Annotated in this window: 19 protein-coding genes; 13 read left to right on the forward strand and 6 right to left on the reverse strand. The window is 61.6% G+C overall.

Going from position 1 to position 22,083, the window contains the following annotated elements:
- Positions 1-69: 69 nt before the first annotated feature.
- The 4 genes from AC1DRD_RS00100 to AC1DRD_RS00115 all read right to left on the reverse strand — a co-directional run bounded on the left by AC1DRD_RS00100 (position 70) and on the right by AC1DRD_RS00115 (position 4,952).
- A complete protein-coding gene (locus AC1DRD_RS00100) occupies positions 70-1,485 on the reverse strand; it encodes an efflux transporter outer membrane subunit (RefSeq protein WP_478039425.1) in 1,416 nt (471 codons plus the stop codon).
- On the reverse strand, positions 1,482-2,600 hold the full coding sequence (locus AC1DRD_RS00105) for an HlyD family secretion protein (RefSeq protein WP_478039427.1): 1,119 nt from the start codon (positions 2,598-2,600) through the stop codon (positions 1,482-1,484). The genes AC1DRD_RS00100 and AC1DRD_RS00105 overlap by 4 nt, the downstream gene beginning before the upstream one ends.
- Before the next feature lies 1 nt (position 2,601).
- Positions 2,602-4,266 carry an efflux MFS transporter permease gene (locus AC1DRD_RS00110; RefSeq protein WP_478030697.1) on the reverse strand — a complete coding sequence of 555 codons (1,665 nt, stop codon included), beginning with the start codon at positions 4,264-4,266 and terminating at the stop codon, positions 2,602-2,604.
- Positions 4,267-4,520: 254 nt separating this feature from the next.
- A complete protein-coding gene (locus tag AC1DRD_RS00115) occupies positions 4,521-4,952 on the reverse strand; it encodes a hypothetical protein (RefSeq protein WP_478030695.1) in 432 nt (143 codons plus the stop codon).
- A 58-nt stretch (positions 4,953-5,010) separates the two neighbouring features.
- Between AC1DRD_RS00115 and AC1DRD_RS00120 the strand changes: the two genes are divergently transcribed.
- The 13 genes from AC1DRD_RS00120 (at position 5,011) to AC1DRD_RS00180 (ending at position 20,130) form a co-directional block, all read left to right on the forward strand.
- On the forward strand, positions 5,011-6,393 hold the full coding sequence (locus AC1DRD_RS00120) for a glycosyltransferase family 4 protein (RefSeq protein WP_478039429.1): 1,383 nt from the start codon (positions 5,011-5,013) through the stop codon (positions 6,391-6,393).
- 2 nt (positions 6,394-6,395) lie between these two features.
- On the forward strand, positions 6,396-8,117 hold the full coding sequence (locus AC1DRD_RS00125; protein ID WP_478039431.1) for a glycosyltransferase family 9 protein: 1,722 nt from the start codon (positions 6,396-6,398) through the stop codon (positions 8,115-8,117).
- Entirely contained in the window at positions 8,114-8,752 is a 639-nt protein-coding gene (locus AC1DRD_RS00130) for a D-glycero-alpha-D-manno-heptose-1,7-bisphosphate 7-phosphatase (RefSeq protein ID WP_478030691.1), read from the forward strand. Before AC1DRD_RS00125 ends, AC1DRD_RS00130 begins: the two co-directional genes overlap by 4 nt.
- Before the next feature lie 108 nt (positions 8,753-8,860).
- Positions 8,861-10,066 carry an AGE family epimerase/isomerase gene (locus AC1DRD_RS00135; protein WP_478040592.1) on the forward strand — a complete coding sequence of 402 codons (1,206 nt, stop codon included), beginning with the start codon at positions 8,861-8,863 and terminating at the stop codon, positions 10,064-10,066.
- Positions 10,067-10,134: 68 nt separating this feature from the next.
- Positions 10,135-11,607 carry a D-glycero-beta-D-manno-heptose-7-phosphate kinase gene (gene rfaE1, locus AC1DRD_RS00140; protein WP_478039433.1) on the forward strand — a complete coding sequence of 491 codons (1,473 nt, stop codon included), beginning with the start codon at positions 10,135-10,137 and terminating at the stop codon, positions 11,605-11,607.
- Positions 11,608-11,661: 54 nt separating this feature from the next.
- On the forward strand, positions 11,662-12,633 hold the full coding sequence (gene rfaD / locus AC1DRD_RS00145) for an ADP-glyceromanno-heptose 6-epimerase (protein ID WP_478039435.1): 972 nt from the start codon (positions 11,662-11,664) through the stop codon (positions 12,631-12,633).
- A complete protein-coding gene (locus AC1DRD_RS00150; RefSeq protein WP_478030686.1) occupies positions 12,630-13,805 on the forward strand; it encodes a KpsE/RkpR family capsule polysaccharide export protein in 1,176 nt (391 codons plus the stop codon). The genes rfaD and AC1DRD_RS00150 overlap by 4 nt, the downstream gene beginning before the upstream one ends.
- Before the next feature lie 2 nt (positions 13,806-13,807).
- Positions 13,808-14,596 carry an ABC transporter permease gene (locus AC1DRD_RS00155; protein WP_478030684.1) on the forward strand — a complete coding sequence of 263 codons (789 nt, stop codon included), beginning with the start codon at positions 13,808-13,810 and terminating at the stop codon, positions 14,594-14,596.
- On the forward strand, positions 14,583-15,794 hold the full coding sequence (locus AC1DRD_RS00160; RefSeq protein ID WP_478039437.1) for a KpsE/RkpR family capsule polysaccharide export protein: 1,212 nt from the start codon (positions 14,583-14,585) through the stop codon (positions 15,792-15,794). Before AC1DRD_RS00155 ends, AC1DRD_RS00160 begins: the two co-directional genes overlap by 14 nt.
- The gene (locus tag AC1DRD_RS00165; RefSeq protein WP_478030681.1) at positions 15,787-16,503 is read left to right on the forward strand and encodes an ABC transporter ATP-binding protein; all 717 of its coding nucleotides are present in this window, start codon (positions 15,787-15,789) and stop codon (positions 16,501-16,503) included. The genes AC1DRD_RS00160 and AC1DRD_RS00165 overlap by 8 nt, the downstream gene beginning before the upstream one ends.
- Before the next feature lie 70 nt (positions 16,504-16,573).
- Positions 16,574-17,695 (forward strand): polysaccharide biosynthesis/export family protein, encoded by a 1,122-nt coding sequence (locus tag AC1DRD_RS00170; protein WP_478039439.1) that lies wholly within the window; start codon positions 16,574-16,576, stop codon positions 17,693-17,695.
- A 97-nt stretch (positions 17,696-17,792) separates the two neighbouring features.
- A complete protein-coding gene (locus AC1DRD_RS00175) occupies positions 17,793-18,905 on the forward strand; it encodes an SAM-dependent methyltransferase (protein ID WP_478039440.1) in 1,113 nt (370 codons plus the stop codon).
- A gap of 34 nt (positions 18,906-18,939) precedes the next feature.
- The gene (locus tag AC1DRD_RS00180) at positions 18,940-20,130 is read left to right on the forward strand and encodes an FkbM family methyltransferase (RefSeq protein WP_478040593.1); all 1,191 of its coding nucleotides are present in this window, start codon (positions 18,940-18,942) and stop codon (positions 20,128-20,130) included.
- A gap of 106 nt (positions 20,131-20,236) precedes the next feature.
- Here the strand turns inward: AC1DRD_RS00180 and AC1DRD_RS00185 are convergent, their stop codons facing one another.
- The gene (locus tag AC1DRD_RS00185) at positions 20,237-21,301 is read right to left on the reverse strand and encodes a hypothetical protein (protein ID WP_478039442.1); all 1,065 of its coding nucleotides are present in this window, start codon (positions 21,299-21,301) and stop codon (positions 20,237-20,239) included.
- Entirely contained in the window at positions 21,298-22,062 is a 765-nt protein-coding gene (locus AC1DRD_RS00190; RefSeq protein ID WP_478039444.1) for a phosphocholine cytidylyltransferase family protein, read from the reverse strand. Before AC1DRD_RS00190 ends, AC1DRD_RS00185 begins: the two co-directional genes overlap by 4 nt.
- Positions 22,063-22,083 lie beyond the last annotated feature (21 nt).

Raw genomic sequence — 22,083 nt, forward strand, 5'->3', positions numbered from 1 at the left:
AGCCGTGACGGCGAAAAAAGCTGCGGATTATCCGTTCGCTATGCTGGGCGGAGGCACGAAGGCCACCGATCAATAGCCGGCAATCTCCGGCACGCAGGTATCTCCCGCCGTCGGGCATCGTTGCCAGCCGCCGCCCATTGCCTGGAACAGTTGGACGCGCGCGGTGAGTGCGTCGGAACGAAGCTGGATCAGCGACAGCTGGGCGCCGAGCAGTCCGCGCTGGGCATCGAGCTGTTCGAGATAAGGCGAATAGCCTTCGCGATAGCGGTTGGTCGCCAGCCGTAATCCCTCCGCCAGCGCATCCTGCTGCGCACGGGCGAGGCCCACTTGCTCGTCGAGCCGCTTGGCGCTGGCCAAGGCATCCTCGACCTCGCGGAACGCGGTCAGTGCGGCGCGGCGATAGGAGAACGCCGCTTGGTCGCGCTGCGCGCCGGCCGCTTCAGCCTGCGCGGTCAGCCGGCCGCCCTCGAAAAGCGGGGCCAGGATGCTGCCGCCAACGGACCAGATCGTGATCGGGTCCTTGAGCAGGGTGGAAAAGGCGGCACCGGCGGCGGCGCTAAGCCTGACTTGCGGCAGGAAGCGTTTGCGCGCGGCGGCGAGCGACTTGTCCGACGCGGCGAGCTGGAACTCGGCTTGCGCCACGTCGGGCCGCCGGCGCAGCAATTCCGACGGCAGTCCGGCGGGAACAAGCGGTACGGCCAATCGGTCGAGCGGGAGGCCGCGATCGATCGCTTGCGGCGTCTCCCCGGTCAGCTGGCTGAGTGAATCCTCGGTCCGCGCGATGGCGAGCTCGATCTGTGGCACGATCTGCGCGGTGGCGTCATATTCGGCCAGCGCCTGCTGGAGCTCGAGCTTGGGCGAATAGCCGCGCCCAACCCGCGACTTCGCCAGCCGGAGCGATTCCGCCCGCGCCGTGACGGTGGCCTTCGCGACCTCCAGCCGGGCGTCGAGCCCGCGCAGGGAAATATAGCCGCTCGCCACCGCGGCGGCGACCGATAGCCGCACCGAATCGCGCGCCGCCTGGCCGGCGAACCAGGCGTCCCTGGCCGCTGCTTTCTGGTCGGCGAGCCGGCCGAACAGGTCGACCTCGTAAGCGGCCTGGACCTGGGGTTGCGCGGCATTCTGCACCGACGGCAGGCCGAACGCGTTGACCGAGCGCGACCGCGCGCCGCTGAGACTGGCATCGATCGTCGGCAGCAATTGCGCGCGCGCGAGCGCCAGATTGGCCTCCAGTTCGCGCACCCGCCCCATTGCGGCGCCGATATCGGTGTTGTTGGCCAGCGCCTTGTCGATCAGCGCAGTCATCGCCGGGTCGCCGAACGACTGCCACCAGGCGCGGTCGATCGGCGCCACCGGACCGGCATCGGTGCGCCAGGTTGGAGGCGGCGCCACCGGCGGCACCGCGGCGGTCCTCACCGGAGGGCCGGCGCAGGACGCCAGCGCTACCACCAGCGCGAGCAGCGGCGTGGCGTACCGCAGCTTCATCGTTGCCGCCCGCCACGCGTGTCGATGCTGACCTCGACCGACATGCCGGGCCTGAGCCGCGCCGCCGCGGCCTGTCTCGGGTCGATCGCGATGCGGACCGCGATACGTTGCGCGACCTTGACGAAATTGCCCGTGGCATTGTCGGGCTTGAGTACCGAGAATTCAGATCCCGCCGCCGGCGACAAATTCTCGATCCGGCCGTTGAGCCGCGCCCCGCCAAGCGCATCGACCTTGAACGTCGCGCGCTGGCCGATTGCCATGTCGCGCGTCTGTGTCTCCTTGTAATTGGCGATCACCCAGACATTGTGCGGCACGATCGACAGCAATTGCGTGCCGGCGGTGACATAGGCGCCGTCGCGCACCCCGATCTCGGACAATTGGCCATCGACCGGCGCGCGAATGATCGTGTTGTCGAGATCGATCTGGGCAAGGCGAAGCTGCGCCTTGGCCGATTCGACCGATGCCTCCAGCCCGGCGCGACCGACGACGACAGTGCGGACGTCCTGCGTGCCGATCGCGCGGCTGGCCTGGGCCTGGCGCACGCCGGCCTGGGCGGCCAGCAAGGCGGCGCGGGTCTGGTCGAATTCGCGCGTCGAGATCGATCCATCGGCGACCAGCGCGCGGGCGCGGCGCATATCGGCCTGCGCCTTGACCAATTGCGCCTGGGCGTTGGCGATGCCGGCATTCTGCGCTTCGGTCGCGACTTCGCGCGAGCGTTGCGCCTGCGCCGAATTGGCCAACGAGGCTTGCTGTGCCGCGACATTGGCTTCCGCCTGGGCGACGCGGGCGCGATAGATGCGGTCGTCGATCGTCGCCAGCACCTGGCCTGCCTTGACCTCGGCAAAGTCCTGAACGGTGACGTGCATCACATAGCCGCTGACTTGCGGACTGATGATCGTGACGCGACCACGGACATAGGCATTGTCGGTCTTTTCCGACCAGCCGGCGAAGGGCGGCAACCGCCACGCATAGAGGATCGCCAGGATCGCGCAGAGCGCCAGCACGATGATCGCCGCTACGGTTACGCGTGACTTGGCCGGCGGCCGCCAACTCGATGGTGCTGGATCGACCTGAGCGTCGGGTACTGGTTCCGCTGGCAACGGTTGGTCGCTCATCTCATTGCCCCTTTTGCGCTTGCGCCTGAGCCTGCATCTGCTGCTGGAGCAACACAACCGGCGATGCTTCGCCACGCCGCCAGATCGACCAGCGGATCACGAAACCCCACAGCGCCATCAGGATGGCAAGCACCCCGACCAACAGGAAAACGTCGTTGAACGCCAGGATATTGGCCTCGCGCGAGACCTGTTGGCTCAGCAGGGCCGCGCCCTGGGCGCTGCGCAAGGTTGGATCGCCCACTACGCCGGCGATCGCGCCGCCGCTCGCGCGCAGCCGCGCCGCGACCAGGGGATCGGTCGCCACGATGCGCTGGACCAGTTCGTGCGAATGGAATTTCTCGCGCATCACCTGAAACGTGCCGAGCAACGTGCCGCCGAGCAATCCGCCGACGCTCTGGCTCAAGCCGAACAGCACGACGAAACTGACGAAGTTGCGGCCGCCGGCGAGCAAGGTTCGCGCGATGCCGATCACCATCGCCTGGGCCAGGAACAGCAAGGAGGCGAAGCCGATCAGGGCCTGGCTGACATAGAAGCTGCTCGGCCGGGTCAGGTTGGTGGCATCGGCGTCCATGAACGCGCCGATCACGATCAGGATCACCGCGATACTGATCGGTAGTCCGACGTCGCTCGGTCGGAAGGTCAGCACCGCGGTGACCAGTCCGGCGATCGAGGCGAGCACGATGATCCAGTTCAAGGTGACCATCTGGTCGTTGATCAGCCCGAGCACGTTGAGCAGGCCGACCGACCCGAATGCCTGTTCGGACAGGAGGATGCGTACCGACGCGGCGACCACCATCAATCGTACGATCTCGCGGCTGCCCAGCCAGCGCGTATTGATCAGCGGATTGGCGCGCTGGTGTTCGACGATCACCGCGCCCGCGATCAGAGCGATGCTGGCGGCGAGCGCCCAGCCAATCCAGGGCTGGTCGGTCCACCATTCGATCCGCCCCTCCGACAGGACCGCGATCAGCAGCCACAGCCCCGGGGCGAGCAGCCCGAAGGTCAGGAAATCGGCCGGCTCGAACGCTTTTTCGCGCTCGCTCGGGGGTAACGGCAGGCTCATCACCGCCGCCAATGTCGCCAGCGCCAGCCCCAATTCCAGCCAGTAGAGATTGTGCCAATCGCCCCATTCGAGCAGGTGCGGCGACAGAATCCGGGCGAACGGCGTCGCCAGTTGCGGGATGCAGATCCCGATCATCACCCCGGCGAGGCGCTTGGCCGCGGGCAGCGACTGGAAGAAATAGAGGATCGTCAAGGTCGTCAGGCCGCTCGCCGCGATACCGCTCATCGCCCGCACCGCTACGGACGTCCAGAAATCGTGGACGAACAAATGCATCAGCGTCGTCGCGGCATAGACGACCAGCGAATAGCGGATGAAGGGCTGCAGCCCGAATTGCTGGCGGTATTTGACCAGCAACAAATTGGCGGTGACGTTGGTCATGAAATAGGCGCCGGTCAGCCAGGCGCTCTCATTGGTGTAGAGGTCGAGCGTCCCCTGCGCGAAATTCAGGTTTACCGTGACCAGCGCATTGCCCAGTCCGCCGGTGATCCCGATCAGGCAACCGATCAGGAAATAGAGCAACCGGCGGCTTGCCGGGTGATCGGGATTGGCCGGCGACCCGGGCAGCGTCGGCCTTTCGTGCGGCTTGAAGACATAGTCCGTCACGCATCTGCCCCTGGCATCCCGGCCACCCACCGCCGGCCGCCCAGAGTTATCAGCTTTCGCTCGATTGGCCAGTAGCGCAGGCTGGTGAGGGCGAAAGTCCAGAACACTCCCGAAGTTTAGCTTTCGCGGCGGCAAAGCCGCACGACGCGGCGCCGACGATCTGACATCGCGAGAGCGGCCTTCGGGCCGCTCTCCACTTCCCTTCCTCGACCATCGCCTAGCGGCGCGGGCGCTGAGCCACGATCACAATCTCTTCACCGCATTCCCTCTCGATGCAGGTCGCTTCGAGCATCCTGTCTAGTTTCGTCACGATCGGACCGGTCGAGACGGCGGTCGTCTTTGCCAGCCTGACCGCCGGCGTCTAATGCAGCCAGCGCCGCAGCCTGGTATTGCGTTCGGTGACGATCGCCGGCTTCGTCCTGCTGCTGTTCGCGGTCGGCGGCGCGCTCGCGCTTTCGCTGCGGCGCAACCAGAGCGCTTCCCCTGTCGTCAGTTTCCTTAGCAGCGGCTCGCCAAAACGCCGAAACGACGCCGATATGGACCGAATTCCCCGGGGACACATTGACGGCCGGCAAAATTTGCGCGTAAGCCAACCTATCGTTCCTACAGGATTTCTTTGCCAAACAGCAGGACTCAAGCGAACCTTTTCCTGTGTCTTCCGCGCTCGCCGCGGGCGGGGTTGCCATGACGGTGACTCCGTTGGTCGCGGGTATGTTGACGTAGTGGCGTATCGAGGCGGACTGCATGCTGGAACGGGAATTTGCTCTTGACGTGAGTCGCCTGGTTTGGCGCAGTTGGTCGCGACGCTTGGCGACGGGCATAGACCGCGTTTGCCGCGCATATCTGGAATACTTCGGAGATCGCTCGCAGGCGGTGGTTCAATATCGCGGCGTCGCTCGTTTTCTTTCGGCCGGCCATTCCGACGCGCTGTTCAAAATCCTTCTCGATGATGATGATGATGGTGAGAATTTCAGAAGAAGGTTGCTGGCGCTCGCGCCCAAGGCGTTGAGCGATTCGCAATCCGTACTGAACTGTGATGGCGCCTATTACATCAACGTCGGGCATACGGATATCGATCTCGATCGATCGATGCGCTGGATCGATACCTGCGGGTTGCGATCCATTTATCTAATCCACGACTTGATTCCCCTGACGCATTCGGAATTCTGCAACCCGAGTTCGATCGTCCGTCATCGCGGTCGCGTGACCAATGCACTCAATCATGCCGCCGGCATCATTACGAATTCGAACGCATCGGCGCGGGATTTGGAGCGCTTTGCTGTCGCGGAGGGTCTGCGCCTCCCGCCCGTCATTCCGGTCTGGCTCGGCGGCGCGCGGATCGAAAAGCCCGATGCGTTACCGTTCGCGGCGCACTCTTATTTCGTGTGTGTGGGGACAATCGAGGCGCGCAAGAATCATTACCTCCTGCTTCAGATTTGGCGCAGGCTGGTGGAACGTTTGGGCGCTGCCGCGCCACGGCTGGTGATTATCGGCCAAAAGGGTGCCCAGGCGAACCATGTCGAAAATATGATCGAGCGATGCACAGCCATCCAAGATCATGTGATCACCCTGCCATATTGTTCCGATGAGGAACTGGGGCGTTGGATCGGCGCTGCACGAGCCCTGTTGATGCCGTCGTTCGCCGAGGGTTTCGGCCTGCCGATAATCGAGGCGTTGCAAATCGGCACTCCCGTGATCGCCAGCGACTTGCCATGCTTCCGCGAGATCGGCGCTGGCATCCCCACGTTGCTGGACCCGCTCGATGCAATGGCATGGGAGCAGACGATCACGGGATTCCTGGACAACGGGCCGGATCGCAGTCGTCAATATCGCCTTTTGCGTGACTATCGGGCGCCAACCTGGACGGACCATTTCGCGCAAGTGGAGGCGTGGCTCGAAACATTGCCGCGCCATGGCGCCGGTCGCAGGTTGCCGAGCTTGGCTGCCGCTGGTCCGAATGGGCGCAATTTCAGAAAGCCGCCGGACGACCGCCGAGCTGCGATGAGCCCGCTTCACCTTTTTACTCAGGCGACTTCTGAGCCGGCAAAGATCGAGCGATCACGAGTGCGACTTGATCAACAGTGGATCGAGACGCGTGCACAAGCGGCCTGGTCGCTGGGCTCCTGACCATGGATATCATGACCCACATTCACGATCGCGCCGAAGGCGCGGACCTGCTGGCTCGTTTCTTCGCCGAATTTCTCGACGAGAACGCGTTTTCCGAATTCCGCAGGATCGAGCGCCTATTCGATAATTTGCGCGAACAGGGTGCAACGGTTTCGGGGTATCCGGTTATCCGTCCGAGCGACTGCGCCCGGATCACGAGATCGCTCGACGAGTTTTTCGAGCAGTGCCGGCCACAATTCCGGACGTGCGATGTCAGGATCACCGAACGATTCGAGGAATTGATCGGCGCCTTTCACGCCTTTTGCCGCTCCATCTATCCGAGCGAGGCAGCCGCGGTGCTGGTGTTGCACGGTAAAGTTCTTCTGTTCATGGGCCGGATCGAACGGGTGATTGAGCTCGTCTCCCACCTCGCTCTCCGCCCCTATGCGGTCGAAAATAACCTCGGGCATTGCATCGAATTGGTCGAATTGTTCGGGCAAGCCCATTTGCAACGGGGCTCAGTTGCAGAGCAGCCGCTCTCCTTCATTGCCTTCGGCGCTTGGTTGTTGGCGCAGGCGAAAGGGCCGTCCACAGCCGCCGTGGCGAAAAGGATGGCGCCTTATGTCAACAACGAGCGCTCAGAGGGCGCCGCGCCCTTCAGGTTGCGGCTGATCCGGTGGGCAACCGCTGGGTATTTGCGGGCTATACGTGGTCATATCGGGATTCGAAGCAACGTCTCGGCCTTCTTAAGGCGGAACCTCTATCTCGGGCTGATGACGTTGGGCTACCTGACCCTGCGCCGCGCGCCTGGTCGCAATGCACCCTTCTCGCTACGAATGAACCAGGCGGGAAAAACCCTCATCACTCGCGGAATGGGCGGAATCGGCGATTTGCTGATGATGGCCCCCGGCCTGGCGGCGCTGGCCGAGCGGGAAAAGGTCGCGGTGGATTTCGCCATCCCGCGGAAGTTCTTTCCGGTTTTCGCCAACAATCCGCACGTCCGACTGATCGATATCGACGGACCGGCAATCGATATCTCTGCCTATCGGCGGTTCGTGAACCTGAGTTTTTGCCCCGCAGGCCAGTATGAAAGCCGCACACGTCCTTTCGTGAAGCGAGGCCGGGTAGAGATTTTCGCGCGAGCGATGGGAATTCGGTCGTCCGAATTGCAGAAGCAGGGCTGGCATATCGATCAGTTCGTTGATGCGGAGCGGGAAGCTTTTTGCGGCGCGTTCTTGGCCGAAAGAGATCTGGGCGCGCGGCCCATCGTGGGTGTTCAGCCCTATTCACGCGACAGCTACAAGGATCACCCCAATATCCGCGGGATCATCGCGGCATTGGCGGTGCATTATGATGTCCTGATCTTCCATCATGTCGCCGACGGACTGCCCCAGGGGCCGGGCGTCGCCACTACCGCGGGTACGGCTCTTGCCAATTCTCTGGCACTTGTCTCGCGGCTAGATGCCATGGTCTGCGTGGATAGTGCGTTTCTCCACGCAGCTGCTGCACATCACATCCCGACCATCGCGCTTTTTGGCCCGACCGACGCGCGAACCTTTACCAGGCATCATCGCGATGTAACAATTTTGTGGAAGCCTCAAATCTTCGGATGCGTCCCTTGCTGGCGCAATGAGGACATCCCTTGTCGAATTACCGGACAGCGCTCGCTCAGCCCATGCCTTGCGGCCATCACAGCCGAAGAAGTGCTCGACGCGACGGCAAAAGCAATCGGATCGCCGCGATGACGGACCTGGATGATGCTCTGAAGCCATGGGTGCAGATCGCGACGCAACCGGCGGCGGATTCGCGGGCGCTGTTCCTCGATCGCGACGGAACGATCATCGAAAATGTCCCCTACCTTTCGGACGCCGATGCGGTCTCCCCGATCCCCGGGGCGACCGACGCGATCAATGCATTCCATAGTGCCGGCTTCGCGGTGGTCATCGTCACCAATCAATCCGGCGTTGCGCGAGGGCTGATCAGTCCGGAGCAGTACAATGCGGTGGATGCGGCGACCCGGGAGCAACTGGGTCGAGGATTTGTCAACGCGACCTATGCCTGCCCCTATCATCCCGAAGGCGAAGGACAATATGGCGGCGACCATGACTGGCGCAAACCAAATGGGGGCATGATAACGGCCGCCGCAGAGCATCTGCGGTTGGATCTTACCCGATCCGTGATGGTGGGCGACAGCCTGACCGACATCATGGCCGCGGCAAACGCCGGCGTCGGCGTCGCGATACACGTTCTGACGGGACACGGCGCGAGTGAACGCGATGCGGTGGAGCAATGGGTCGCGGACCAGAAAGCGGGGGGAGCTATGCCGCACGTGCGGTTCGTTTCGAGCATAGCCGCTATCTCGCCAGAGGACCTCGCATGATGCTCGTCGTATTGCCCCCGCGTTTGGCGACTTATCTGGACTTGGCTGTGCCGCCCGGTCTAACTGCGCGGACCCCACGAGTCGCCAAAAGCAGAGATAAGTGACGTGATGTACGCAGAAAATTTGCGCCACGCCGATATCGGCACGCCCTTCGACCCGCGGGTCTGGCTCCAGCTTTTCGACTATGAGCGTTTGCTTCAACCTGCGAAATTACCGGTGGTCGAGCGGTTCGACTGGTCGGGTCGTCCCGTCGAGCCCGGCTTTCGCCGCGTCCGCGTTATGGCGCGGCAGACATATGTCTTGAGCCATGCCGCGATCGGTGGGAGCCCCTCGGCTGCCGCAGCGGCTCCGCGTGCTGCCCGTGCGCTGATGGATCACGGTGTGGACGCCGGCCAGTTCCATTGTCGGCTTGGTCCGGACGGGGCAGTGCTCGATTCAACGGCGGACTTGTACGACATCGCGTTCGGCCTCTTCGCGATGGCATGGTGGTATCGCTATTCCGGTGACGAAATCGCTCTCTCCGTGGCCGAGCAATCGATCGCGCATCTTCGGGAACACCTCGCCAGTCCCTCCGGACGGGGTTTCGAGGCAAGGGCGGGCGGCACGGGCCGGCACGAACAGAACCCGCACATGCACCTTTTCGAAGCCGCGATCTTCCTCACAGCATTTTCGGCGCGACCGGCATTCCGCGCCCTGGCCGACGAGTTGTTCGCGCTGGCGGAAGACGTGCTGATCGACCGTGGCACGGACACGCTGGCCGAATTTTTCGATGACGAATGGCGGCCGATCGCAACTGACGGGGCCGTGCTCGTGGAGCCTGGCCATCATTACGAATGGGTCTGGCTCCTCCACCGGTACAGCGCCCTTGCAGATCAACCGCGGGCTTTTGCGATCGCTGACCGACTATTCGATTTTGCCCTTCGCCACGGCCATGACGTCCGCACGGGGCTGGTCCTTGCTGCCGTCTCGTCCACGGGGGAATCGCTCGGAACCGACCTGCGCGCCTGGCCGAACACCGAATTTCTGAAGGCCCAAATCGCCATGCGCGAACTCAGAGGAAGCCGGCCCGGCTTCAATGAGGCGGCGATCGAAACAAACATCAACCGTATCTGGTCATATTTCCTGAGGTCGCCAGCGGACGATATCATGGCCGGACTCCAGGATGGGATGTGGATCGATTGTGTCGAAGCGCAGGGCTATCGACCGAAAGGCGACCATGTGCCCGCGTCCACGCTCTACCATCTGTTTTTTGGCTTTTCCGAATTGCTCCGCGATCGCGGGGGTCACCCGCAATTCAGCGGGCTTCCATGGTAACAGCGCGGTTCACTCCGGTCGGCGGCACCGCCGAGAATCCCGCATCTGATGGCGTAACGAGAGCTGATATGTCGACGTACCTGCCCCAGCACTTCTCGTTCGACGGCGCGCGCGTGCTCGTGATCGGCGACATCATGCTCGACAAATTCCGCTATGGGTCGGTCAACCGGATTTCCCCGGAAGCGCCAGTGCCTGTCATGCATGTTTCCAGCGAGCAGGCGATGCTCGGCGGAGCCGGCAACGTGCTGGCGAATCTCGCCGCCTTGGACTGCGCCTGCGGACTGATCGCGGTGGTGGGAGAGGATGAACCGGGTCGGCATTGCCGGCGGTTGATCGAGAAGGTGGGGGCGAACCCTGAGTTGTTGGTCACTGCGCCGACCCGCATGACGACCCAAAAAACGCGGCTCGTCAGCGGTAGCCACCAACTCCTGCGGTGCGACGAAGAAGATGCGACGCCCATCGATGCCGAGCTCGAGGCATCGATCATCGAGCGATTTGACGAGGTCATCCTGGGCTATACGGCGGTTGCGATCTCGGACTATGCGAAAGGGGTCCTCAGCGATCGAGTGCTTCGGCACGTGATTTCCCGCTGCCGCGAGGCCGGCATTCCGGTCATAGTCGACCCCAAACGGCGCGATTTCGGGGTCTATGCGGGCGCCACCGTCATCAAGCCGAACCGGGCCGAACTCGCAGCCTATGTCGGCAGGCCTTGCCGTGACCTTTCGTCAAGCCGTGTAGCGGCCGATAAGGCCATGGAGGCGACGGGGTCGGCAATTCTGCTCACACTCTCCGAAGATGGCATGGCCCTGTTCAGACCGAACATGGAAATGCAGCATTTTCACGCTACCGCGACGGAAGTGTACGATGTCTCCGGCGCGGGAGACACCGCGCTGGCGATTTTTGCCGCGGGCATCGCGGCGGGCTTGCCGATGGACGAGTGCGTGATGCTGGCCAATGCCGGTGCCGGCGCCGTCGTGCGCAAGCTCGGCACCGCTACATTGAACCGTCTCGAACTGACCCGGGCCGTCCATGCGGTGGGCGATCCCCGGATCGGGGCGGTCTGCAGCCAAGAGGACGCCGCGATGCAGGTGGCGCACTGGAAACTCGAAGGGCTGCGTGTCGGCTTCACCAACGGCTGTTTCGACATCGTGCATGCCGGTCACATCGAGATCCTGCGGCAATCGCGTGCTCGATGCGATCGTTTGGTCGTGGGGCTCAACAGTGACGCGTCGGTGTCGCGGTTGAAGGGGCCCGACCGGCCGATCCAGCCCGAGTCATCGCGCGCGCAGGTGCTGGCGGCGATCGACGCGGTCGATCTGGTCGTGGTCTTCGACGAAGACACGCCGCTGAACTTGATCAAGACCTTGATGCCGACCGAACTGATCAAGGGTGCCGACTATAGCGAAGATGCGGTAGTGGGGGCTCATGAGGTCAAGTCTGCCGGCGGCCGGGTGCACCTGATCGACCTGATCCCTGGGCTTTCCACCACGCGCGCGGTCAAACGCATTCGCGGGGAATTGGCGCCGTCCTACCGAATCTGAAGGCCTGAATTGCATGTTGAGTCGCGCGTACACGAGAACAGGTAACGGTCGGTCATGATTCTAATTACGGGGGGCGCGGGCTTCATCGGCGCGAATATCGCCGTCGCTTTGCAGGGACGCGAGCCCATCGCGGTGCTGGACAGGTTCAGCGCCGACGACAAGTGGAAGAATCTCCGTCATGCACGGGTCGATCACTATGTCTTCCCCGAGGAGCTTGACGCGTTCCTGGCCGAGCACGGGCCCGCGCTGTCGAGCGTCGTCCATATGGGCGCGATAAGCGCGACGACCGAGCGGGACGTCGATCTTATCGTACGAACCAACCTCCACCTGAGCCGTACGCTTTGGGCCTTCTGCGCCCGCCGTGGCATCCCCTTCATCTACGCCTCATCGGCTGCCACCTATGGCGATGGCAGCTTCGGTTTCGACGATCGCTCCGACGACGCCCATCTCGGCCAATTGCGTCCGCTGAACCCCTATGGTTGGAGCAAGCTCGCCTTCGACCGCATGGTCCTCGATATCGTGCGCCGAGGCGAAGCAGCGCCGCCGCGTTGGGCAGGGTTGAAGTTTTTCAACGTCTATGGCCCGCGCGAGCAGCACAAGGGATCGATGCGGTCGGTGATGACCAGCAATTTCGATTCGCTGCGCGATGGCGGAAGCCTTCGCCTTTTCCGTTCCGATCGACCGGATTACCCCGATGGCGGACAGAAGCGCGACTTCGTCTATGTCGACGACTGTGTCGGAGTGATTTCCTGGATGCTCGACCACGAATTTCCGGCGGATCTCTACAATGTGGGTACCGGCAAGGCGCGGACATGGCTCGACGTGAGCGATGCCATGTTCGCCGCGTTGGAACGCGACCCGGCGGTCGAATTCGTCGATATGCCCCCGACGCTGGTCGGGCGATACCAATATTTTACCGAGGCACGGATGGAGAAGCTCGCCGGAATCGGCGCACCGATTCCCGCCACGAGCCTGCGCGATGGCGTGGCGGCGACCTATCGATATCTCGCGGCGGAAAGCGAATGAGCGCCGGCCAAGCCAAACTGCAATCGCTTCGTTTCACGACGGAAGAAAAACGCGGGCCACTGCGCACCTATCTCTCGGCGCATTACGGCCGCGTCCTGTTCGTCGCGGTCTTTATTCTTCCGACATTGTTGGCCGCCATCTATTTTGGGCTCGTCGCATCGGATCGATATATTTCGGAAGCGCGCTTCATCGTGCGCTCGGCCGACAAGCCAGCATCGCAGGGCGCGGCCGCGTACCTGCAGGATTTCGGCATCACGCGCGCCAATGACGATGCATTCGCGATCGCCGATTACATCCATTCGCGCGATGTGATGCAGGCGATCGAAAAGCAGATCGACATTCCCGCCGTCTATTCGCGCCCTGGCGCCGACATTTTCAGCCGTGTCGGCGGTCTATCGGGTAGGGCGAAGTCCGACGAAGCGTTGTTCCGCTATTTCATCCGACAAGTCGCGGTCGAGAAGGACCCCGAAAGCGGGATTACGGCGGTGAAGGTCAGCGCCTATCGACCGGAAGACGCCAAGGCGCTGCTCGATCGGATCGTCGCGCTGAGCGAAGCTCGGGTCAACCAGCTCAATGTCCGGGCGCGGCGCGACAGCCTGGCCGATTCCCAACGGGCGATGGACGACGCGGCACGCCGACTGGCCCAGGCGACGGTGGATGTCACTCGCGCTCGCGAGATTGCCGGTACCGTCGATCCGCAGCAGAGCGCGGGCGCCACGGTCGATCGCAGCTCTTCGCTTCAGCAGGAACTTGCCCAATTGCGGGTCACCCTGCAGACCATGGTGGCGCGGGCGCCCGGCAATCCATCGATTCCGGCGCTGCGCCAGCGCATCGCCGCACTTGCCGGGCAAGTGACGGCGCAACAGAACCAATTGACCGGCCGGCAAGGGTCTCTGTCCGGCAAGCTGGGCGATTACGAACAGCAGCAAGTCGAACGCGAATTGGCCGAAAAGGCCTATGAAGCCGCGCAGAAGCAATTCGATACCGCACGCTCGGAAGCGGATCGCCAGCAGGTCTTCATCGAATTGATCGCGCGGCCGAACCTGTCGGACGACCCTCAGGAGCCGCGCAGGTTGCGCTACATAATGACGGCCGCGTTGCTGTCGTTCTGGGCCTTCCTCATCCTTTACCTTCTGCTCTCGGGCAGCCGCGAACATTTGAATTTGAATTAGCGATGGCGGCTTCTCTCTCTTTCCCCCGGCTCCGGAAAAAGGCGCGGACTATCAACGCGCTGCTGATCCGCGAACTGATGGCGCGTTTCGGCCACCACAATATCGGCTTTTTGTGGCAGGTGATCGAGCCGCTGATGCTCACGCTCGGCGTGATGATCTCCTGGTCGTTCATCTACGGCGAGCGCAATCACGGCGTCCGTGTGATCCCGCTCGTGCTCACCGGATATACTTATCTGACGCTGTGGCGACATATGGTGGCGCGCCTGACGCACGCATTCCGACACGGCTCGGGATTGTTGTTTCACCGGAACGTCAAGCCGGCCGACATACTCGTGGCGCGTGGTTTGCTCGAGAGTATCGGGACGATCATCTCGTTCTTCGTCGCCTATATCCCATTGGCGTTGCTCGACGTGATTCAGCCCGTGGACGACTATCTCATTCTGCTGAGCGCCTGGACGCTGATGTGCGCGTTTTCGTTCGGGGTGGCGATGATCATCACCGCCTTGGCGCATTTTTCGGACGCGTTCGACCGCGTGGTCCAGCCGATCATGTACCTGATCCTGCCCCTCACCGGCGTGTTCTACATGGTCTATTGGCTGCCGGCGTCGTTGCAGATGATCGTGTCCTATTCGCCGCTCGTGAACATAATCGAGATGTTCAGGGCGGGCTATTTCGGTGCCGACGTGCCGACGACGTGGGACGTTGGCTACGTCGTCGTGTGGGTGATCGCGGTGAATGCCATCGGGTGGGTGTTGGTGCTCAAGGCGCAGCGGCATATTGAGCTGGAATGACGCCACGATGCGAGCTGGAAACCCTAAAGTGACGGACGAGACGTCGGACACCGTCAAACACCATCGTCAGCTGGTGCTCCTAGAAGGGGCCCAGGGCATCGACGATCGCGAGGACGTGACCGCGCGCCGTCGCGACCTCTTCCTGTTGGGTGTGTTTCTGGTCGTGGCGCTGGGGGCGGCGCTGTACAATTTCGTGATTGCGACCCCGCGCTACAGCTCCGAGTTCAGTTATGTCGTCCGCTCGCTCGACAGTTCGCACGAGCGCTTCAGCATTCTGAACGTTGCCGCGACCGGCGGCGGAAGCGACAATAGCGAAGCGATCGTGTCATTCGTGGGGTCCCGCGACATGTTGGCCCTGATCGATCGCGATGGCCTCATAACGCGCATGTTCGCCGCGAAGGGCATCGATGTCTTTTCCGCGTTTCCGTCCTTTGTCTCCGGGCATAGCCGGGAAGATCTATACCGTCATTTTCAGCATTATGTTCGCGCGTCGTTCGATCAATCGACCAATATCACCCATGTCGAGGTCCAAGCCTTCTCTCCCGGCGAGGCTCAGGCCATCGCCCTCCGCGTGATGCAGGCGTCCGAGCAAATGGTGAACGCGCTCAATGACCGGGCAAGGGCCAGCCTCGTCACCTCCGCGGAAAAGGAGGTCGACACCGCCAACGCGTCGCTGACGAGCACGCTGGACCAGCTCAACCGCACGCGCAACGACCTTCGGCTGCTCGAACCCAAGTTGGAGGCTGGCGCCGCGATCAAGAATTCGTCGGGCGTCGCCAGCGAACTGGCGCGGAGCAATGTCGAGCTCGCTCAGACGATGCGCGTCGCTCCGAACAGCCCCGCGATGGGCCAGTTGCGCGCCCGTCGCGCCGCGCTCGAGGCCGAATTGTCGCGGCAGATATATGCGTCGGCAGGCGCTCCTGGCTCGCTAGCCGAGCGGACCCGCCCGTACGAGGAATTGAATGCCAAGCGTGACATCGCCGAAAAGCACCTGCTGGCGGCCAGCCTGGCGCTTGCCAGCGCACGGGCGAGCGCAGGGCGGACGCAATTATATGTGGAACGCATTTCGCAACCCAATCTTCCCGATGAGCCTCGGTATCCGCGGGGTTTGGTCAATTTGCTGATCACCATGGCGCTCGCTCTTGGCGTGCTGTGGATCGTCCGCTCGCTTTCGGAATTGTTTCTCGACCATGACTAGTTTGCCGGACCTTCTCATCCCGCCTCGGGAAAAACCCGTCGCTGCCAAGCGGCGCGACGGTGCGATAACCGCGCGTCGGATCAGCAAGATTTACGAGACGCCCACTGGGCCGAAAAAGGTGCTTACCGATATCGACTTCACGATCGCGCGAGGTCAGAAGCTCGCGGTGCTCGGCCGTAACGGCGCCGGGAAGTCGACGCTGGTCAAGATCATCGGCGGTGTCGAGCGGCCCACGACCGGTGAGATCCGTCGCGGCATGTCGATGTCGTGGCCGCTGGCATTTGGCGGTGGCTTCGAAGTGAGCATGACCGGGTTGGACAACATCCGGTTCATCGCGCGGATCTATAATCACCCGATCGAGGAGACGATCGAGCGGGTCGACGATTTCGCCGAACTGGGGAAAAACCTGCTTCTGCCGGTGAAATATTACTCGTCCGGCATGCGCGCGCGCCTGGCGTTCGCCCTCACTCTCGCGATCGATTTCGACTGTTTCCTGATCGACGAGGTCATCGCCGTCGGCGACCAGCGCTTCCACCAGAAGTGCCACGACGCATTGTTCCGCGACCGGCGCGACGCGGCGATGATCCTCGTCAGCCATGACACTGGCATCATTCGGGAATATTGCAGTTCGGCGTTAGTGCTCAAAAATGGCCATGGCCGCGAATTTGAAGATCTCGACCTGGCGATCAGTATTTATGCCACCCTCTGATGATTACCGAAATGCCGACGACCGGGCAGCCAGGTTCGCGCGCGCCGTTGAAGGACTGCAGGAGAAAATGATGCGCCGGGCCAACCGCAGCAAAATGACCAAGGCCATGGCCTGCGCCTGCCTGACGATGATGAGCGGTTGCGCCGCGCTTCCGCAAGCCGGTCCGATCGGCAAGACGATTACCCGCGCTGGCGAGCGGGGGGCGTTCACCGTGGTGGAAGTGGATACAGGCGCTGCGCTCCCGCCGCTGCCGGCCGCGCCCGATTATGCGCCGCTACCGGCGGTTGGGGCACAAGATGTCGGCGCGATTGCGCCGGGCGATGTGATCAGTGTCATCTATTACGAGGTTGGCGCGCGCGTCTTTTCCGGTGGCGGGTCGGCACCGGGGAGCGCGTTCGACCCGGCGGCCAAGGAGCAGCGGGTCGGGCCGATCGAGGTAGATGAGAATGGCCAGATTCGCCTGCCCTATACCGGCACGATACGGGCAGCGGGACGCACGCCAACGCAATTGGCGCGTGATGTCGAAGCCAGCCTGCGTGGAAAATCCGAAAACCCGCAGGTCATCGTCCGCCTGGAAGCTGCGAACGGCAGTTCGGTGATCGTCGGCGGCGAGATCGGCAGCCCCGGCCGGGTCCGGCTGAGCGGCGCTCATGAGAAGCTGCTCGACATCATCAACCTGGCCGGCGGGCATCGCGGTTCGGCGGCGGACATCCTCGTCCAGATCAACCGACAGGGCACGATCAGTGACGTACCGTTCGAGAATCTGACTTATGCCAATATCGGCGGCATGGCGATGCAGCCGGGCGACCGGGTCGAGCTGATCCGCCAGCCGCGCAGCTATTCGGTTCTGGGCAGCGCGAACAAGGTCAACCAATATGATCTTCCGTTGCGGCGCTTTTCGCTAGTTCAGGCTCTGGCATTGTCGGGCGGACCCAATGAGAATCTCGCCGACCCCGCCGCGGTGTTTATCTTCCGGTTCGAAAAGAGCGGGGAGAACGGGACCGAGCGTCCGATGGTCTATCACTTCAACATGTTGAAACCCGCCTCCTATTTTCTCGCCCAGCAATTCTTTCTGACTGACAAGGACGTGCTCTACGTCGCTGGCGCGGAAGCGAACCAGCCAGCGAAGCTGCTGCAGATTATTGGGCAGGTGTTCACGCCGATCGTGATCGCGAGGCAGGTGACGAATTAATTTAGTTATACCAAACGGTATTCGTGTGCATCGAAAATTCCGTTCTTATATCTTGCTCTCTTCTTCTTTTTTTTGAATACTAATGGAGTAATATTGTATGTCGCTTCCCCAAAACCCCTTCGCGCGACGCACTCAAACGCCTCCGCAATCCCCAGAGAAAGTCGGTGCACGGCCGGAGTTGCCTTCCGAATCAGTGCCTTCTGTTCGTGACCAATTGCCGGAGTTGCTCAGCCTTACGAACGCCGAGGGACATCCTAATATCAACGCTCTGACCGAGCTTCTGCGTGACTTCAGCGCCATGAAGTTCAACATGAAATTTTTCGGTTATGAATTAGCAAAAACGCTCGCGGAAGCACTGCCACCGTTGCCGAGTAACGGACCATTTGACGTCGACCTCGAATCTAAACCGTCGACCCAGGCCGATTTGGAGGCGAACTGGACGCGCCATTGGTCCTCTGAGCTCCGCGTTACGCATGTCATGCATCGAAAAATCTGGGAGCTGGCCTACGTGCTTCAGGTCATCTGGCAGACCGGCAATATGCAGCCCGGACGGCGCGGGCTTGGCTTCGGCTGCGGGGAGGAACCATTGCCGTCGTATCTCGCTTCGAAGGGATGCGAGGTCACCGTTACTGACCTTGAACCCACCGACGAGCGCGCTGCGGGTTGGGTCGCAACAGATCAACATGCCAGTGTCGATAGGGCGTTCCGATCCGAATTTCTCGACCGTGCCACTTTCGATAAACTGGTCGATTTCCAGTATGTCGACATGACGAAAATTCCTGATCACTTGCGCGACTATGATTTCTGCTGGTCGATCTGCGCCTTTGAACATCTGGGCTCTATCGAAACCGGCATCGATTTCATCGACAAGGCGGTGGATGTGCTGAAGCCGGGGGGCGTCTCCGTCCATACGACCGAGTTCAATTTTATGAACGACCTGGAAACGGTGGACAATTGGAATACAGTTCTGTTCCAGCGCCGGCACTTCGAAGAGATGAAGCGTAGATTGGAAGCGAAAGGCTGCGTGGTGGCACCGCTTAACTTCGACGTAGGGTCGAAGCCGCTGGACAAATTTATCGACGTGGCGCCTTATCCGCATGACTGGAACTTTGCCCAAGCAAATGCCTGGGTTGGGGATGCCAATCACATCAAATTAACTGCGGATGGTATTCCCGTGACATGCTTCGGCATCATAGCGATTAAGCAATGACCGCATTGCTTAATTAAGAGTCGGGGCATTGGCGGTGAATGAATATTACTACCTCGGAAATTCCACTGGTATGGCCAGGCTTCACGGCTCTTCGAGCCTGATCTGCGTGGATACGCGATCGTGGGAGTCGTTGACCTACATCCAGGGATATCCAGTCGAACCGCATGAGGTTTCCGTCATGCGACGCTTCCTTTCGCCCGGTGACGTTTTCCTTGATATCGGCGCGAATTTCGGCCTGTACTCGATGATCGCGAGCGAAATCATCGGGAGCAAAGGGGAGGTCTTCGCGTTCGAGGCCAACCCGCATACGTACAAATTTCTTCGCCGATCGGCGATGGCCAACCGGTTGATTTGGTTACCCCAATATCATTGGGAAAACCTCGCCGTCGCCGATCAGGATGGCGAATTGGAATTTGCATACGATCCCGAGCACCTTGGTGCGGGTCATATTCGCAACCCGGGCGACACAAGCGACACCCAGACGGTCATCAAAGTCCGTTCGATTACGATCGACAATTTCCTGCCCAGTGACATCAATCCCAATTTCGTCAAAGTGGACGTTGAGAGTCATGAACTCCCTGTTCTGAAGGGTATGGAAAAAACCATCAGGCGGTCGCCTGACATTCGCCTTCTGCTCGAATATTATACCAACACGAACGAGATCACCGAATACGGACGCAATGTCGTAGAATTTGTCCGGCATCTTGGTCTGGGTCTGTGCGTCGTCGAAGGTAGCGGAACGCTGCGGGTCGTCCCGGAGGGCGAAATTCCGACGGGGAACATCTATCTTCTAGCGACCCGAACACCGGAAAATGACGCAATGCAGTCGCCGACCGCAATGTCGATCAAGCCTGCAGGGTTGCACTATCACGCTGTCTTCGCGGAAGGCGACGGAGCCTTGCTTCGTTCGGACGGCACCTTCCGATATCGCCGCGCGGATCACCCTGACGTTGCTGAGCCCAGTTTGTTTTTCGGGCCTTATGTGAGCTTGCCTGCAGGAAATTACACGCTGAGGATCGATGCCGATGCGATCGGCACCGCGGATTTGTCGATCACGACCGATTTCGGTCATTCGATCATTTTGTCGAAAACGCTTTCGCATTGGGATAGCAAAATCAACTTCACGCTGCCCCGCCCGGTCGAGGCTTTCGAAATCGTGTTGCGCAAGCGCGACGATCTCGAGCAATTGGACCTGAAAAGAATGATCGTCGAGCGGATTGAGTAACGTCAAATCCTTCTCGACGGCACGCATGAACCCGGCGCGAACAACATGGATGTGCGCCCCGCGCGCTCATGATGCGCTGGAGAACTGTTCGATAGTTCTATCGGCATCACTGGCTGTAGCGCTCCAGGGCAAGCGAGTGCAACTTTAGCCCTCCCTCGATCGACCCGCGGCGTAAATGGCTTCGGAACTCGAACGGATAATATGGATCGTCTATTTTGAACCGAAACTCGATAGAGAACTTACCATCAACCTCTATTTCGAAATTTTCCTCCAGCTTGATTTGCTCATCAGCGGTAACATCGAAGCCAATCACGTTCGTCGATCGGTTGTCCGACGAGGAGAAGGTGAGAACGCTCTTCCAGTCGCCCCTCGGCAAATGGAGATATGGTCCGATACTCAAACACCGCGCGGGGCCGAGCAGGTCGAACGGATGGGTCGCGGGCAAATAAGGAGGCGCCGCCTCAATCAACAGTTCGAGTGGAAGGTGCCATGCCGGATCGCGCTGCTCGGCATGAAAGCTGTAGAAGCGATCAAGTCGGCATAACAGCTCGGTAACCTCCTCGGAAGGTTGTTGCCGTTCGTAGTTGAAATGCGAGGCGAGAACATCGCGCAGCGGGCGATGGAGATCGCGTTCATCGATCATCGCCTGACACATTGCCGGGTCGACATTGCAAATGGCCGCGATGCGTCCGGCGAGAGCCGAAACGGGTTCCCGATGGTTCGCCGCCAGCAACTCGCTCCGCGGGATCTCAAGCAATGCATCCAAACCGATCTGCGCACGGGCCATCGTCCGCACCGTATCGAGCAGCTTCGCGTCGCGCGCCGCAATGAAATCCAGGCTTGCTTCGGAGAAACTCTGGTCGATTATAAGCACGGGAAAGTCGAACCGACCGATCGCCTCGGCGACGGCGGCGTCGGGAACTTCCGAGAGAAACATGATGGGATGGCTGGCGGATGCGATCTTTTCGAGCGTCGCTTCGCCGAGATCGTTGAGCGGGATCACTTCACACGCGCCGTATTTGCGCGACAACAGGTCGCGGCAGAGTTCGGCGGCGAAATAGGTCGCCGAGCACGGCAGCCCACCGACCAGGGCCAGGTGATTGCTTTTGGAAGAAAGCGGCGAAAGCGCGGTCACCGGCTCGTTGAGGGCTGGGTCAAGCTCGCCGGTCATGGACAGCCCGTCGTAGCAATCGCGCGGTCCGCATAGAGATCGGCCAAGCGCGCCGGCGCCTCGGCTTCGGCAATCGTCAACGCGCGCGGATCATCCACGTCGAGCCACCAGGCTCCGTCGATCTCCATCGTCGCCGCTCGTCCACGGTCCGCCAGTCGCTGCATGCCGTCGGAGAGGCTGCCCGGCCGGCCGGCCGCAATCGCCTCGGCAATCGCGGACGACAGCGCCGGCGTCGCCAGGAACGCACCGCAGTCCACCGCATCATATGGCGAAACCGTTTTGCCGATCGCCGTAATGAACCCACGCTCATCCAGCCTGACCCAGGTGGCATCCTCCGGATCGACCAGGGGACTGTCGACCCGACGATCTATCGCCAGCGTCACGTCGCGATCGGTTCCGCCCCGACCGACCAGATCGGCGAGGATCGATCGCGTAAAAAGATGGTCCGCCATCATCAGCAGATAATTGCCCTCGATGCGCGCGGCCCCCGCCATCACCGAATAGCCATTGGGTAACGACCAATCCTCGACCCGCTGCGCGACCACCGGAATTCCCGCGCCGCGCGCAAAGGCGGGCAGAGCCGCCTCGACCGCCTCAGCGCCATGCCCGGTCACGACGACGGCGCGCCGCGCACCTGCGCTTGCCGCCTGCCGGATGCCGAGTTCCAGCAGCGCCACTCCCAATATCGGGGTCAGCGGCTTGGAATCGGAAACGGAACGCAGTCTGCTGCCGAAGCCGGCCGCGATGATCAGCGCGTCCATCGAAGCATCATCCGGAGATCA

This window comes from Sphingomonas sp. P4_G2, assembly GCF_056401155.1.